This is a genomic window from Pseudomonas sp. S3(2024) (genome assembly GCF_036861315.1).
GTDB classification, from domain to species: domain Bacteria; phylum Pseudomonadota; class Gammaproteobacteria; order Pseudomonadales; family Pseudomonadaceae; genus Aquipseudomonas; species Aquipseudomonas putida_A.
Genome location: NZ_JAZAQQ010000002.1, coordinates 376,822 through 391,291, shown reverse-complemented (window position 1 = coordinate 391,291; position 14,470 = coordinate 376,822). Strand labels below are relative to the sequence as shown.

General features: G+C 62.0%; 14 protein-coding genes. 11 read left to right on the top strand and 3 right to left on the bottom strand.

The genetic code is table 11. The annotated features are described in order from the left end of the window. Nucleotides 1-55: 55 nt before the first annotated feature. From VLA07_RS27145 to VLA07_RS06465, 4 genes are all read left to right on the top strand, one after another. Nucleotides 56-820, top strand: a complete 765-nt coding sequence (locus VLA07_RS27145; protein WP_371043227.1) for a methyl-accepting chemotaxis protein — start codon at nt 56-58, stop codon at nt 818-820. A gap of 465 nt (nt 821-1,285) precedes the next feature. Continuing rightward, nucleotides 1,286-2,398, top strand: coding sequence for a glycosyltransferase family 4 protein (locus VLA07_RS06475; protein ID WP_333989074.1), 1,113 nt, complete (start codon nt 1,286-1,288; stop codon nt 2,396-2,398). Then, complete coding sequence (locus tag VLA07_RS06470) at nt 2,391-3,167, top strand: polysaccharide deacetylase family protein (RefSeq protein ID WP_333988627.1); 777 nt, start codon at nt 2,391-2,393, stop codon at nt 3,165-3,167. The genes VLA07_RS06475 and VLA07_RS06470 overlap by 8 nt, the downstream gene beginning before the upstream one ends. Next, nucleotides 3,164-4,183, top strand: coding sequence for a lysylphosphatidylglycerol synthase transmembrane domain-containing protein (locus tag VLA07_RS06465; RefSeq protein ID WP_333988626.1), 1,020 nt, complete (start codon nt 3,164-3,166; stop codon nt 4,181-4,183). Before VLA07_RS06470 ends, VLA07_RS06465 begins: the two co-directional genes overlap by 4 nt. Here VLA07_RS06465 and VLA07_RS06460 read toward each other — a convergent pair. Both VLA07_RS06460 and purU read right to left on the bottom strand, forming a co-directional pair. Next, complete coding sequence (locus VLA07_RS06460; protein ID WP_333988625.1) at nt 4,146-4,322, bottom strand: hypothetical protein; 177 nt, start codon at nt 4,320-4,322, stop codon at nt 4,146-4,148. The two genes, VLA07_RS06465 and VLA07_RS06460, sit on opposite strands and share 38 nt — an antisense overlap. An 88-nt stretch (nt 4,323-4,410) precedes the next feature. Beyond that, nucleotides 4,411-5,259: a formyltetrahydrofolate deformylase gene (purU, locus tag VLA07_RS06455; protein WP_003227580.1), complete on the bottom strand. Its 849-nt coding sequence runs from the start codon at nt 5,257-5,259 to the stop codon at nt 4,411-4,413. A gap of 337 nt (nt 5,260-5,596) precedes the next feature. Between purU and mvaT the strand changes: the two genes are divergently transcribed. Beyond that, complete coding sequence (gene mvaT, locus VLA07_RS06450) at nt 5,597-5,974, top strand: histone-like nucleoid-structuring protein MvaT (RefSeq protein WP_003227581.1); 378 nt, start codon at nt 5,597-5,599, stop codon at nt 5,972-5,974. Nucleotides 5,975-6,077: 103 nt separating this feature from the next. Here mvaT and sbcB read toward each other — a convergent pair whose 3' ends face one another. Further along, nucleotides 6,078-7,508, bottom strand: coding sequence for an exodeoxyribonuclease I (sbcB, locus tag VLA07_RS06445; RefSeq protein ID WP_139054318.1), 1,431 nt, complete (start codon nt 7,506-7,508; stop codon nt 6,078-6,080). A gap of 181 nt (nt 7,509-7,689) precedes the next feature. On the opposite strand from sbcB, the gene VLA07_RS06440 reads away from it, so the two are divergent. The 6 genes from VLA07_RS06440 to VLA07_RS06415 are packed head-to-tail and all read left to right on the top strand — an operon-like array spanning nt 7,690 to nt 14,409. Next, nucleotides 7,690-8,415, top strand: a complete 726-nt coding sequence (locus VLA07_RS06440) for an RDD family protein (protein ID WP_247267984.1) — start codon at nt 7,690-7,692, stop codon at nt 8,413-8,415. Continuing rightward, entirely contained in the window at nt 8,412-9,389 is a 978-nt protein-coding gene (locus tag VLA07_RS06435; protein ID WP_247267985.1) for a stage II sporulation protein M, read from the top strand. The genes VLA07_RS06440 and VLA07_RS06435 overlap by 4 nt, the downstream gene beginning before the upstream one ends. Next, nucleotides 9,376-10,923 (top strand): DUF4129 domain-containing protein, encoded by a 1,548-nt coding sequence (locus VLA07_RS06430; protein WP_247267986.1) that lies wholly within the window; start codon nt 9,376-9,378, stop codon nt 10,921-10,923. Before VLA07_RS06435 ends, VLA07_RS06430 begins: the two co-directional genes overlap by 14 nt. After that, on the top strand, nt 10,920-12,083 hold the full coding sequence (locus tag VLA07_RS06425) for a DUF4350 domain-containing protein (RefSeq protein WP_333988624.1): 1,164 nt from the start codon (nt 10,920-10,922) through the stop codon (nt 12,081-12,083). The genes VLA07_RS06430 and VLA07_RS06425 overlap by 4 nt, the downstream gene beginning before the upstream one ends. Beyond that, nucleotides 12,080-13,081: an AAA family ATPase gene (locus VLA07_RS06420; RefSeq protein ID WP_007965902.1), complete on the top strand. Its 1,002-nt coding sequence runs from the start codon at nt 12,080-12,082 to the stop codon at nt 13,079-13,081. The genes VLA07_RS06425 and VLA07_RS06420 overlap by 4 nt, the downstream gene beginning before the upstream one ends. After that, nucleotides 13,078-14,409: a DUF58 domain-containing protein gene (locus tag VLA07_RS06415; RefSeq protein ID WP_333988623.1), complete on the top strand. Its 1,332-nt coding sequence runs from the start codon at nt 13,078-13,080 to the stop codon at nt 14,407-14,409. Before VLA07_RS06420 ends, VLA07_RS06415 begins: the two co-directional genes overlap by 4 nt. Nucleotides 14,410-14,470: the final 61 nt, after the last annotated feature.

Below are 14,470 nucleotides of genomic sequence, written 5' to 3'. Positions count from 1 at the left end.
CACCGGCCAGGTCAACGAGGTTGCGCTGCGCGTGGTCGCGGCGTCCAACTCGTCGATGTACAACTCCGACCAGCAAGCCTCGCGCACCAGCAGCGTCGCCGCCGCGATCAATCAACTGGGCGCCGCCGCCCAGGAAATCGCCCGCAACGCCGCGCAAGCCTCGAACCAGGCCAGTGACGCCCGCGGCCTCGCCGAAGACGGCCAGCAAGTGGTGGATCGCAGCATCAAGGCGATGAATCAACTGTCGAGCATGCTCAGCGCCTCCAGCAGCAACATCGAGTCGCTGAACAGCAAAACCGTGAACATCGGGCAGATCCTCGAAGTGATCACCAGCATCTCCCAGCAGACCAATCTGCTGGCGCTCAATGCCGCCATCGAAGCGGCGCGTGCCGGTGAGGCCGGACGCGGTTTTGCCGTGGTCGCCGACGAAGTGCGCAACCTGGCGCACCGCACTCAGGAATCGGCGCAGCAGGTGCAAACCATGATCGAGGAGCTGCAAGTCGGCGCCCGTGAATCGGTGAGCACCATGAGCGACAGCCAGCGCCACAGCCAGGACAGCGTGGAAATCGCCAACCTCGCCGGCGAACGCCTCAACAGCGTGACCCAGCGCATCGGCGAGATCGACGGGATGAACCAGTCGGTGGCAACAGCGACCGAGGAGCAGACCGCGGTGGTGGAATCCATCAACGTCGACATCACCGAGATCAATACGCTGAACCAGGAAGGCGTCGAGAACCTGCAGGCGACGTTGCGCGCCTGTTCGGATCTGGAACAGCAGGCTTCGCGCCTGAAACAGCTGGTCGGCAGTTTCCGCATCTAAAGCGCTGCTACTGGCCTCTTCGCGAGCAAGCCCGCTCCCACATGGGATCTGTGTCGTTTGCAGATCCCTGTGGGAGCGGGCTTGCTCGCGAAGGCATCCTGACAACCCCCACAACACCTCCCTGACACTCCCACCGCGCAGATCGCCGACGTCCCCCCCTGTGCTCCCACATTGGATCTGCGTCGTTCGCAGATCCCGTGGGCGCGGGCTTGCTCGCGAAGGCATCCTGACAAACACCACAACACCTCCCTGACACTCCCACCGCGCAGATCGCCGACATCCCCCCCTGTGCTCCCACATTGGATCTGAGTCGTTCGCAGATCCCGTGGGAGCGGGCTTGCTCGCGAAGGCGTCCTGTCAAACACCAAACACCTCCCTGACACTCCCACCGCGCAATCCCGACCGAACATCTATTCTGGATAAAGGTCAACCAAGGGAGTGCAACGCAGCGGAGGGTTGATCACTGTGCATATCGCCGACATCACCATGTTCTACGCCCCGGCCAGCGGCGGCGTACGCACCTATCTGGATGCCAAGCATCGCCGGTTGGGGGGCAAAACGGGCATTCGTCATAGCCTGCTGATTCCCGGCGCACATTTCGGTGAAAACGACGGTATCTACACCGTGCCCGCACCCGCCCTACCCTTCGGCAAAGGCTATCGCTTCCCGCTGCGCCTCGCGCCGTGGCGCAATGTCCTGCAGGGTTTGCAGCCGGATCTGATCGAAGTCGGCGACCCGTACCTCACCGCATGGGCGGCGCTGGATGCGCGACGGCAACTGGACGTGCCGGTGATCGGCTTTTATCACTCGGACCTGCCGCTACTGGTCGGCAATCGCATGGGCCATTGGGTCACGCCGAACGTCGAGGCGTACGTCACCAAGCTCTATGGCAACTTCGATCGAGTGCTGGCGCCCAGCCAGGTGATGGCCGACAAGCTCACTGGTCTGGGAGTGCGCAATGTATTCGTGCAGCCATTGGGCGTGGATCTGCAAACCTTTCACCCTGACGCCCGCGACAACGGCCTGCGCGCCGAACTGGGAATTGCCGAAGACACTCGTCTGCTGATCTTTGCCGGGCGCGGTTCCAAAGAGAAGAACCTGCCAGTGCTGCTCAAATGCATGCAGCGCCTCGGTCCACGCTATCACCTGCTGCTGGTTGGCTCGTCGATGCCGGCCGTGGTTCCGGACAATGTCAGCGTGATCGACGGGTTCTGTCCCGCCGCCACCGTGGCCCGGTTGATGGCCAGCGCCGATGCCCTGCTGCATGCCGGTGACCAGGAAACCTTTGGCCTGGTGATCCTTGAAGCCATGGCCTGCGGGATTCCGGTGGTCGCGGTGGCGGCCGGGGCGTTTGAAGAGATCGTCGCCGACGACTGCGGCTTGCTTTGTGCGCCGAACAACCCGCAAGCCATGGCCAATGCCGTGCGCGAGCTGTTCAGTCGCGGCTGCATGAAACTCGGCCAACAGGCGCGGCAACACGTTGAACGGCGTTATTCCTGGGACAGCGTGGTCGACAGCCTGCTCGGCCATTACCACGCGGTGCTCGGTCACTCTCTGCCCAAGGTGGCCAATGGCTGATTCCTTGAATGACCGCGCAGTGCTACTGGTGCTGCACGACGTGGCACCGTCAACGTGGGCGGATTATCGGCCATTTGTCGAGGCGGTCGACGCAATGGGCGGCGTGCCGATGACCTGGCTGGTCGTTCCGGATTTCCATGGCCACGACGCGCTTGAGGATCATCCCGCGTTTTGCCGAATGCTCGGCGAGCGGCTGGCCCGTGGCGATGAACTGGCCTTGCACGGCTATCACCATGACGACCGCGAGCCAGCGCCAGCCACACCCCGCGACTGGTTCATGCGCCGAATCTATACCCACGAAGGGGAGTTTTATCGCCTGTCCCGCGAAGCCGCCCTGGCGCGACTGCGCGACGGCATCGAACTGTTCCGGCGCAATGACTGGCCGTTGCACGGCTTCGTCGCCCCGGCCTGGTTGATGAGCGAGGGCACGCGCCAGGCCCTTCGCGAAACACCATTGAGCTACACCAGCGACCCGCAACATCTTTATCAATTACCGGATTTCACCGCCATCAACGCCCCGGGTCTGGTGTGGAGTGCGCGCAGCGCCTGGCGCCGGGGTCTGTCAAAACTCGTCAGCGAGCAACGCCAACAGCAGTGGCGCGACGCCGCGGTGATTCGTCTAGGCTTGCACCCGGTAGACATGCGCCACGCCTTCGCGCGTGATTACTGGCTGCAAACCCTTGAACGGCTGCTGGCAGAAGGACGCACGCCCATGAACAAAATCGACTGGTTCACCCGGCAACGCAGGCGAATGGAGCGCGCTGCATGAGTCGCGGCATTGTGTTGTTGATCGGCCTGCTCGCTGCTGTACTGATCCCGGTGTTGCTCGGCGGCGGCGAGATCGGTGCGCGCCTGCAAAATTTCCCCCTGCACTGGCTGCTGATCATGTTCGGCATGATTCTGCTCTGCTGGGGCATCAACACCCTGCGTCTGCGCCTGCTGCTGGGTGATCAGCGCGATCAGGTAACGCCGCTGAAAAGTCTCGGCGTGGTCATGGCCGCCGAGTTCGCCTACTGCGCCACTCCCGGCGGCAGTGGCGGACCGCTGACGATCATGGCGTTGCTGGCGCGCTGCGGCGTACGCCCGGCCCGTGGCAGCGCAGTGTTTGCCATGGATCAGTTGAGCGATCTGCTGTTCTTTCTCTGCGCCCTGAGCGGCATCCTGATTTACGCGTTGTTTCAGCATCTCAGTGACCGCCTGGAGTGGTTGCTGATGGTCAGCGCCGTGTCGCTGTTCGGTGGGCTGTTCAGTTGCGTGCTGCTGGCGCGCTACCACCGCCGCCTGATCCTTCTGAGCGGACGCCTGCTTGCCCACCTCAACGTGCAACCGGCCACGCGTCGGCGCTGGGCGCGCAAGCTGCTGCATTTTCTCGACGCGTTTATCGACACCCTCAAGTTGCCGTGGCAAACCCTGGTCAAGGTGTTCGCCCTGACCTGCATGCACTGGCTGCTACGCTACAGCGTGCTGTACTTGGCCTTGCGCGGACTGGGCGCGGATCTGCAGTGGGCCTGGAGTTTTCTGGTGCAGATGCTATCGCTGGGGGCTGGTCAAATGAGCCTGTTGCCCGGTGGTGCGGGCGCCGCAGAGCTGACCTCGGCGGCGCTGCTGGCGCCGATGGTCGGCAAATCCACTGCGGCGGCAGCGATTCTGATCTGGCGGGTGGTGACGTTCTATTTCTATCTGGTGGTGGGCGGCCCGGTGTTTCTATTGATGCTCGGGCGGCCGCTGCTCAAGAAGCTGTTGAAGATCAGGCAGGCTTCTCAGATTCGTCCGCCTGCTCCTTGAGCTGCTCCCACAGCTCGGCGGCGCCGGGAAACTCGGTGCCGTCTTCCGGGCTCAGGTCATCCGGGTCGTAGCGGCTCAAACAGCCCTCCCCCAGGGTGGCCGGCGCTTTCGAAGTGGCTTTGTCCAATGGGTCGCTCACGGGCAGTTCCTCAAGGGCTGAAACGAAAAAAGGGCCTGGGACGATTGAACGCCCAAGCCCTTCTTTATTCAAGCACGCGCAGGTTCGATCAGAACACCACGGTCTTGTTGCCGTGCACCAGCACACGGTCTTCGAGGTGATAACGCAGGCCACGGGCCAACACCATCTTCTCGACGTCACGGCCGAAACGCACCATGTCTTCGATACTGTCGCTGTGGCTGACACGCACCACGTCCTGCTCGATGATCGGGCCGGCGTCCAGCTCTTCGGTCACGTAGTGGCAAGTCGCGCCGATCAGCTTCACGCCGCGCAGCGACGCCTGATGGTACGGCTTGGCGCCGACGAACGACGGCAGGAAGCTGTGGTGAATGTTGATCACCTTGTGCGCGTATTCGCGGCACAGGGCCGGCGGCAGGATCTGCATGTAGCGCGCCAGCACCACCACTTCGGCATCGTGCTGTTTGACCAGACGCGAGACTTCGGCGAACGCCGGCTCCTTGTCCTGCGGATTGACCGGGACATGGTAATAAGGAATGCCGTGCCACTCGACCATGCTGCGCAGGTCATTGTGGTTGGAAATCACGCAGGAGATTTCGCAATCGAGCTCGTCGCTGTGCCAGCGGTGCAGCAAGTCGGCCAGGCAGTGGGATTCGCGGCTGGCCATCAGCACCACGCGCTTCTTCTGCTCGGTGTCGGTGATGCGCCAGTCCATCGAGAACTCTTCAGCGATCGGCGCAAACTTCTCGCGCAGCACTTCAATACCGAACGGCAGCGAATCGGCGCGGATCTCGTGACGCATGAAGAACCAGCCGTTCTGATTATCCGAGTGGTGGCTCGCTTCGGTGATCCAGCCGTTGTGGGATGCCAGAAAGTTACTGACTTTGGCAACGATGCCAACGCGGTCAGGGCAGGAAATCACCAACCGAAAGGTGCGCATGGGGGGAAAACTCCAGAACTTCGCAAAGGCGTCCATTCTAGCGACTGTGCGCGGAAACTGCAGTATTGATGACCACATGTCCGCAGGCAGGCCCGATTAGCGACGCCTGACGCCACGCGCGGCGAAACGATAGTCCTGCAGTGAAGCTGTTCGGCCAGATAATTGTGAATATTCGTGATGACTGCATCACATTATTTAAATGACCATTCAATTTACCGGTTATTCCTTGCAACTAATTCAAATAAAAAACCGGTTAAATGTTTACTTGATGAAACAGCCTGACTATTATTGCGGCACTGTCCCCTGCCATTCAACACATCTGCATAAGGTAGTTACCATGTCCTTGATCAACGAATATCGCGCCACCGAAGAAGCAATCAAAGAGCTGCAAGCGCGTTTGAAGAACCTGTCGCAAGACGACAAACTGCAAGCCGAGCTGGAATTCGAAGGCAAACTGCGCACCCTCATGGGCGAATACTCCAAGTCCCTGCGCGACATCATCGCCCTGCTGGATCCGGAATCGAAAACCAAAGGCACCCGTGGCGCCGCAGTAAAAACTACCGGCACCAAGCGCGCGCGCAAAGTTAAACAATACAAAAACCCGCATAACGGCGAAGTCATCGAAACCAAAGGTGGCAACCACAAGACTCTGAAAGAGTGGAAAGCCAAGTGGGGCGGTGACGTGGTTGAAGGCTGGGCTACCCTGCTGGGCTAAGCCGCAACGCCTGTCGCAGACTGATTCTGCGGCCCATGAAAAACGCCAGCATACGCTGGCGTTTTTTTATGCCCGGCATTTCATGGGCACACTATGTTCGATTTCAAAGATTCAAACGTTTGCGCAATGCCTGGACATAATTCTGCCACTCATTGAGCACTTGATTCTGTATCGGCGTAGCACTAAGCGCCCATTGCTGCGCGGCCTCGGCAAAAGATTGCAGGGTATTAGGCGCGCCCATTTGCGGCTCGGACAAACGCTGCTGACAGAATATTCTCCAGCGTTCTTGCTCCTCGAAATTCAACGTGTCGGGAAAGTTGCGTGCGCGATATCGAAAGAGTAATTCCGGCAGACGTTCATCATCGAACGGCCAGTGCTCTTGCGCTAATTGCGCCGGATCCGCCGTTCTCACTTGCTCGCATAGACGCCGATCGCGATCACCGATAAATCCATCGTACAACTGCTGTTCCGGATCTTCGCTGGGCGTGAAGTCTTCGCTGGCGTAAATCGCCGCGACTTTATCTTTCCAAACTTGTTGTGCGTCACTTAGCCGCAGTGCACGTGCCTGATACAGCGCCATGTCCAGGCCCAGACGCTGCTGATCGTCGGCACGCAACACCGACAACGGCGCCACCACCGGGCAGCGATTGATGTGAATCAGTTTCAGCGGCACCGGCAGTTCACCCTCGGCGAGGTCGTCGCGGCGGGTGTACAGGCGCCGGCGCAGGGTTTCGGCGTCCAGGTCCAGCAAGCCTTGCGGATCAAGGTGCAGGTCACAGACGATCAGCGCATTGCGATTACGCGGATGCCAGGCCAATGGCAGCACCACACCGACATAGTGCCGCGCCGCCGAGAAGCGTCCGGAGATATGCACCAGCGGTTGCAACAGGCGAATCTGATCCATGACCTTCTGTTTGCTGCGCAATTGAAACAGCCAGTCATACAACTTCGGCTGTTTCTCGCGGATCAACCGCGCCAGCGCAATGGTGGCGCGCACGTCCGAGAGCGCTTCGTGCGCATGCCCATGGTCGATGTGGTTGGCCGCTGTCAGGCGTTCGAGCTTGAGGGTGACCTTGCCTTCGTCGTCGGTCGGCCAGACCAGGCCATCCGGGCGCAACGCATACGCGGCGCGCACCACATCGATCAGGTCCCAGCGACTGTTGCCGCCCTGCCACTCGCGGGCATACGGGTCGAAGAAGTTGCGGTACAGGCTGTAGCGGGTCATCTCGTCGTCGAAACGCAAGGTGTTGTAACCCGCACCGCAAGTGCCGGGCGCCGCCAGTTGCGCGTGTACGCGGGTCATGAAGTCGGCTTCGCTCAAACCCTGTTCGGCGAGACAGCTCGGGGTGATACCGGTAATGGCGCACGCCGCCGGGTGCGGCAGGATGTCTTCGCTGGGCTGGCAGTAGAGGTTAACCGGTTCGTCGATTTCATTGAGGTCGTGGTCGGTGCGAATCCCGGCGACCTGCAGCGGACGGTCGTTGCGCGGATTGATGCCGGTGGTCTCGTAGTCGTACCAGAAGATTGAAGTCACGGGCGGTTCCTGAACTGAAGATCGGCAAAGTCTAGGCGTTGAACCGGGGTCGCGGCCAGCGCTGTGTCATTCAACCAGCGTGCGCCACACGCGGTGCAATACATAGTTATGTCGTTTTCCCCCAAGAGGCTGCTAGCATCGGACGGACTTCGCATCCCGATCCGGCCCCATCAGGTAGCCCATGCTCGAGAACACAGCACTGCCACGGAAAGCACCGCTGAACCCGCCACTCGATACCCGCTATCAAGTGGAAACCCCGGAGGGCATCGACCTGCCGTTGCGCCCGGCCGGTCTGATGGTGCGCAGCCTCGCTTTCGGCATCGACCTGGGCATTCGCGGGGCCATCCTCGGCGTGCTGTTTCTGCTGCTGGCGTTTCTCGGCCAGCTCGGCATGGGCCTGGGTTCGCTGCTGCTGTTTGCCGTCAGCTGGTGGTACATGGTGCTGTTCGAAGTGCTGCATCAGGGCTGCTCGCCGGGCAAGCAATGGATGGGCCTGCGGGTGATCCACGATGACGGCACACCGATCGGCTGGTCGGCCTCGCTGCTGCGCAACCTGCTGCGTTTTGTCGATCTGCTGCCGTTCGGTTATTTCCTCGGCGCCATCAGTTGCCTGCAACACCCGACCTTCAAGCGCCTGGGCGACATCGCAGCCGGCACGCTGGTGGTCTACAGCGAACGCGCCCTGCTCCGCCCGCAATTACCTGACGCCCAGCCACGCAGCTCGCCCGTGCCGCTCAACCTCGGCGAACAACGCGCCTTGCTCGCCTTCGCCGAACGTCAGGCTGAACTGTCGCCGGCGCGGGTCAATGAGCTGGCCGCGCTGCTCGCCCAACCGCTGCACATCTCGGCGCCCAAAGCGGTCAGCGAACTCAATGGCATCGCCCGCGGCTTGTTGGGTCCGGCATGAAGCAGAGTCTTTTCGAAGCTCGTCACAAGGCCGAATGGGAGCGCTTCACCCTGGCCCTCGAACGCCTCGAACATGGCAAGGACACTTCGCAGGCAGCCAGTTTCCCCAAGGATTATCGACGCCTCTGCCAGCATCTGGCGCTGGCACAGGCGCGTGGCTACAGCAGTTTTCTGATCGACTCGCTGCAACAACTGGTGTTGCGCGGCCACCAGCAGCTGTATCGGCACCGCAGTCGATTCGGCGCCAACCTCCTGGGTTTCATCCTCGCTGACTTTCCTCGACTGGTGCGTGCCGAATGGCCGTTTGTGCTGGCCGCTGGTCTGGTGTTTTTCGGCAGCCTGATCGGCTTTGCCTTGCTGGTGTATGCCTTTCCCGAACTGATCTACAACCTGATCCCCGCCGAACAGGTGCGCGACATGCAGAGCATGTACGACCCGGTGGCCGGGCACCTCGGGCGCTCGGCCGAACGGGCGGCCAGCGAAGACTGGGTGATGTTCGGCTATTACGTGATGCACAACATTGGCATCGCCTTTCAGACTTTCGCCAGCGGTTTGCTGATGGGCGTCGGTAGCGCGTTCTTCCTGTTCTATAACGGCTTGATCATCGGCGCGGTGGCCGGGCACCTGACCGAAATCGGTTTTGGCCAGACATTCTGGTCGTTCGTGATCGGCCACGGCGCCTTCGAGCTGAGCGCCATTGCCCTGGCGGGCGCGGCGGGGCTAAAGCTCGGCTGGGCAGTGATTGCACCGGGGCGGCTGACCCGTGGTGAAGCGCTGGTGCAGGCGGCGCGCAAAAGCGTGCTGCTGGTGTGCGGGGTCATGCTGTTCCTGCTGATCGCAGCGTTCATCGAAGCGTATTGGTCGTCGAAGACCGGGGTCACACCGCCGATCAAATATGCGGTCGGTGCCGCATTGTGGCTCGCAGTAGCGGCCTATCTGCTGTTCGCCGGAAGGACACGCCATGCGCCTGAGTGATGCCACCGTGGCGATCCGTCCGCGCAGCACCTGGGAAGCCATGGACCTGGGCGTGCTCATGAGCCAGCAGCATCGACGCCTGCTGATGACCAGTTGGGCCATCGTCACCCTGCCGCTGTTCGCGGTGCTGACGTTGTTGCTATGGGATTCGCCGTCGCTGGCGGTATTCATTTTCTGGTGGCTGAAACCGGCGTACGAACGCCTGCCGCTGTACATCCTGTCCAAAGCCCTGTTCGGCGAAACACCGACACTGAAACAGGCCCTGCGCGAATTTCCTCGACTGCTCAAACCACAATGGCTGGCCAGCCTGACCTGGCGCCGGCTGAGCCTGAGTCGCAGCTTCCTGCTGCCGGTGGTGCAACTCGAAGGCCTCGACGGCACCGCTCGCCAGCAACGCTTGCAAGTGTTGCTGCAACGCAATGCCGGCGCCGCGCAATGGCTGACGATCATCGGCATGCATCTGGAGACCGCACTGTGGATCGGCCTGATGGTGCTGTTCTATATGCTGCTGCCACAGCAGATCGAAACCGACTGGGACTGGCAATCGCTGATCCTCGACGCCGATCACCACTGGCGTTGGCTGGAGCACCTGACCAACGCCTTCTACGCGCTGGTGCTGGTGGTCTGGGAACCGATTTATGTCGCCTGCGGTTTCAGCCTGTATCTGAACCGGCGCACGGCACTGGAAGCGTGGGACATCGAGCTGGTATTCCGTCGTTTGCGCCAACGCCTGAACAGCAGCGCTCTGGGTTTGCTGTTGGCGGTCTGTCTTTTGCTGCCGGCGGTGCCACCCGTATGGGCTGCAGCCGATCCCGCCAGCGCACCGGAGGCACCCCGCCTGTTGCACCAACCGCTGACCAGTCAGGCTGCGCACGACAGCATCAAGGCGCTGCTCGAACAACCACCGTTCAAGAACAAGGAAAGCGTGACCCGCTATCGCTTTGGCGACGATCCGGCAGCCCCGGCCGAAGCCAAACCCGGCGAGGCGCCGCAATGGCTGAAAACCCTGCTCGGCTGGCTGGACAGTCAGCGCTTCAATGCGCTGGCCGGCCTGATTGAAGTGTTGTTGTGGGGAGCATTGATCGCCGCTGTGGGCTGGCTGATCTGGCGCTATCGCGAGTTCCTGCGCACCTTCGTCAGTCGCCGGGCGAAGTTGCGCGCCCGCTTCAGTCCACCTGCGCCGCAACAAGCATTTGGCCTGGACCTGAGCCCGCAAACCCTGCCTGACGACATCGCCGCCAGCGCCGAACAACTCTGGCAGACCCAGCCGCGCGCGGCGCTGGGCCTGCTCTATCGCGGCTTGCTCAGCCGTCTGCTGCACGATTTTGCCCTGACCTTGAAACCTGCCGACACCGAGCATCAGGTGCTGCTGCGGGTCGAGCAATTGCAGCGCCCTGAACTGCTGGCGTTCAGTCGCACCCTGACACAGCACTGGCAGAACATGGCCTATGGGCACCGCGTACCGGCGGCACATCTGCAACAGGAACTGTGTGACGGCTGGCGTGCCCTGTTCGGCTCGGGAGCGCGCGCTTGAACCGGCGCAACGCGTGGCTGCTCGGCGGGCTGATCGTCGCCCTGCTCGCGGCGTTGAGCGTTTATCTGTACCTCAAGGCCCGACCCTATCAGGAAGTGATCGATCACGGCCCCTCGCCCCAGGCGCAGGCCAATCCTTATCTGGCGGCAGAAATGTTTTTGCGCGAGCGCGGCCTCAACGTCAGCCACGCCGAAACGCTGGCGGTGCTGCCCGACATCGATCCGCGTCGGCACACCCTGCTGTTGTTCGGCGAACGTTCGCGCATGACCCCGCGGCAGGTCGATCAGGTGTTGAACTGGGCCCGCGCCGGTGGGCGCCTGGTGTTCGTGGCCGAAGCGCTGTGGGACAAGCAGGCCAGACAAAGCGATGATCTGTTGCTGGATCGGGTGCAGTTGCACCAGTCCCTGAGCAAGGACCTCAAGGCGCCGCCGGCGGAGCTGGCCGATGATCCGTACCCGAATCTGACCAAGCTCTACCTGGAAGATGAGGACGCTCCCGCCTACGCCGGTTTCGACACCGCGTTCCATCTGGACGATCCGAACAATCTCGCCCAGGCCTGGGCCAACAGCGCCAAGGCCACGCACATGATGCAACTGCCGTACGGCCTCGGCTCGATCACCGTGGTCACCGATGCCGAACTGTGGAAAACCCCGGCCATCAGCAAGCATGACAACGCCTGGCTGCTCTGGTACCTGAGCGCCGACACCGACGTCACGCTGATTTTCAACACGGCGCACGATGGTCTGCTGACCTTGCTCTGGCGTTACTTCCCGCAAGCCATCGTTGCCCTGCTGGCGCTGATCGGCCTCGGCCTGTGGCACGTTGCTGTGCGCCATGGGCCACTGCAGGCACCCGCCCCGAGTGGCCGCCGGCAGTTGCAGGAACACCTGCGCGCCAGTGCCGATTTCATCCTGCGCCACAACGGTCAGCACACGCTGTTGCAAGCACTGCAACAAGACGTGCTGCGCCGCGCCCGCCGCCGCTATCCCGGCTTCGACCAATTGAACGTGGCTGAGCAATGGCTGGTGCTGTCGCGCCTGACCCGACAGCCGACCCGCGCCATCAGTCAGGCCCTCAGCCCGGTGCCGAAACAGCGCATGAGCAGCGCCGATTTCAGTCGCCAGGTGGCCCACCTGCAAACCTTGAGGAACACGCTATGAGTGAACAGATCGAGCCCGGCAGCGCCAGCCACGCCGCCCAGCAACGCCAGCGTGCCAGCCAGTTGGCGCAAGCGCTGCGCGGCGAATTGCAGAAGGCCCTGATCGGCCAGAACAGCGTGATCGACGATGTGCTGACCGCGCTGATCGCCGGCGGTCACGTGCTGCTTGAGGGCGTTCCGGGGCTGGGCAAGACCTTGCTGGTGCGGGCGCTGGCGCGCTGCTTCGGCGGCGAGTTCGCGCGCATCCAGTTCACCCCGGACCTGATGCCCAGCGACGTCACCGGCCACGCGGTGTACGACCTGCACACCGAGCAGTTCAAGCTGCGCAAGGGGCCGCTGTTCACCAACCTGCTGCTGGCCGACGAGATCAACCGCGCACCGGCGAAAACCCAGGCGGCGTTGCTCGAAGCAATGCAGGAGCGCCAGGTCACCCTCGAAGGTCGGGCGCTGCCGATCGCCCAGCCGTTCATGGTGCTCGCCACCCAGAATCCGATCGAGCAGGAAGGCACTTATCCACTGCCGGAGGCCGAACTTGACCGCTTCATGCTCAAAGTGCGCATGGACTACCCGGAGGCCGAGCAAGAGCTGAACATGGTGCGTCAGGTCAGCCGCTCGACCCGCGCCGACATGCTTGATGTGCAGCCGCTGCGCACGGTCCTGCAAGCCAAGGACGTGCAGGCCCTGCAACGCATTGCCAGCGACCTGCCGATTGATGATCAGGTGCTCGATTACGCCGTGCGGCTAGCGCGCAGCACCCGCTCCTGGCCCGGCCTGACCCTCGGCGCCGGACCGCGTGCCTCGATTGCGCTGGTGCGTTGCGCTCGCGCCCGCGCGTTGCTGCGCGGCGGCGAGTTCGTGATCCCCGATGACATCAAGGGTTGCGCGCTCTCGGTGCTGCGCCATCGGGTGCGAGTGGCGCCGGAGCTGGACATCGAAGGTCTGCAGGTCGATCAGGTGCTGCAACAATTGCTCGACCAAGTGCCGGCGCCGCGCCTGTGAAACCGTCACGCCTGCTGCTGATCTGGCTCGCGATTCTGCTGGCCATCGGCACGCTGCTGGGCACGCTGCAAGCTCTCGACATCGACGTGCCCGCCACGCTGTTGTCGATCAACTGGGGCTTGCTCCTGGCTCTGCTGGTGCTGGCGCTCATCGATGCGCTGCGCCTGAACAACCTGCCCTCGCCGCGCATCCAGCGGCAGATGTCCGGCAGCCTGGCACTCGGCCGTTGGAGCGAGGTGCGGCTGCAGCTCAGCCATGACTTCATCGAGCCGGTCGCGGTGGAGCTTTTCGACCACGTGCCACAGGGCCTGAGCTTCGAAAACCTGCCGCTGGCGATTGAACTGCAACCCGGGCAATTCAGCGCGGTCGGCTATCGCCTGCGCCCGCTCAAGCGCGGGCACTTCAGCTTCGAGCATTGCGAAATCAACCTGCCCAGCCCGTTCGGTCTGTGGACAGGCAAACGCCTGCTCGCCGTGAGCGGCGAGATCCGCGTCTACCCGGACTTCGCAAAGCTCTACGGTGGGCAGTTGCTGGCGGTGGACAACTGGCTCAGCCAGCTCGGCGTGCGCCAGCGCCAGCGTCGCGGGCAGGGTCAGGAGTTTCATCAGTTGCGCGAATTTCGCGAAGGCGACAGCCTGCGCCAGATCGACTGGAAAGCCACCGCCCGTCAGCGCACGCCGATTGCCCGCGAGTATGAAGACGAGCGTGATCAACAGATCATGTTCATGCTCGATTGCGGGCGGCAAATGCGCAGCCAGGATGGCGAGCTGTCGCATTTCGACCATGCGCTGAATGCGTGTCTGCTGCTCAGTCATGTGGCGCTGCGCCAGGGCGATGCGGTGGGATTGAGTACATTTGCAGACGATCAACCGCGATATCTAGCTCCGGTAAAAGGCAGCGGGCAACTCAACGTCCTGCTCAACACGGTCTACGATCTGGCGAGTAGCCAACGTCCGGCGGACTATCAGGCAGCCATTCGGCAACTACTAACACGTCAGAAACGACGGGCACTGGTCATCCTTATGACCAACCTGCAGGATGAGGACCATGGCGAACTGACCAACGCAGTCCAACACCTGAGCCGCCAGCATCAAGTGTTAGTGGTCAGCCTGCGCGAAGAAACGCTCGACCAAATGCGCCAAGACTCGGTACAAACCCTTCCTGAAGCATTGGCCTATTGCGGCGCAGTGGATTACCTAAACGCTAGGGCCGAACTGAATGAGCGCCTGATGGCTCATGGCACACCTGTGCTGGATGTCCCTACCAGTAAGCTAAACACTGAACTAGTGTCAATTTACTTAAGCTGGAAGAAAGCTGGAGCCCTATAGACATTGTAGATTTCACGCCGGCGGGGTGTTTCAAATTGGCAAGCGGGTGTAGATTTCTTAA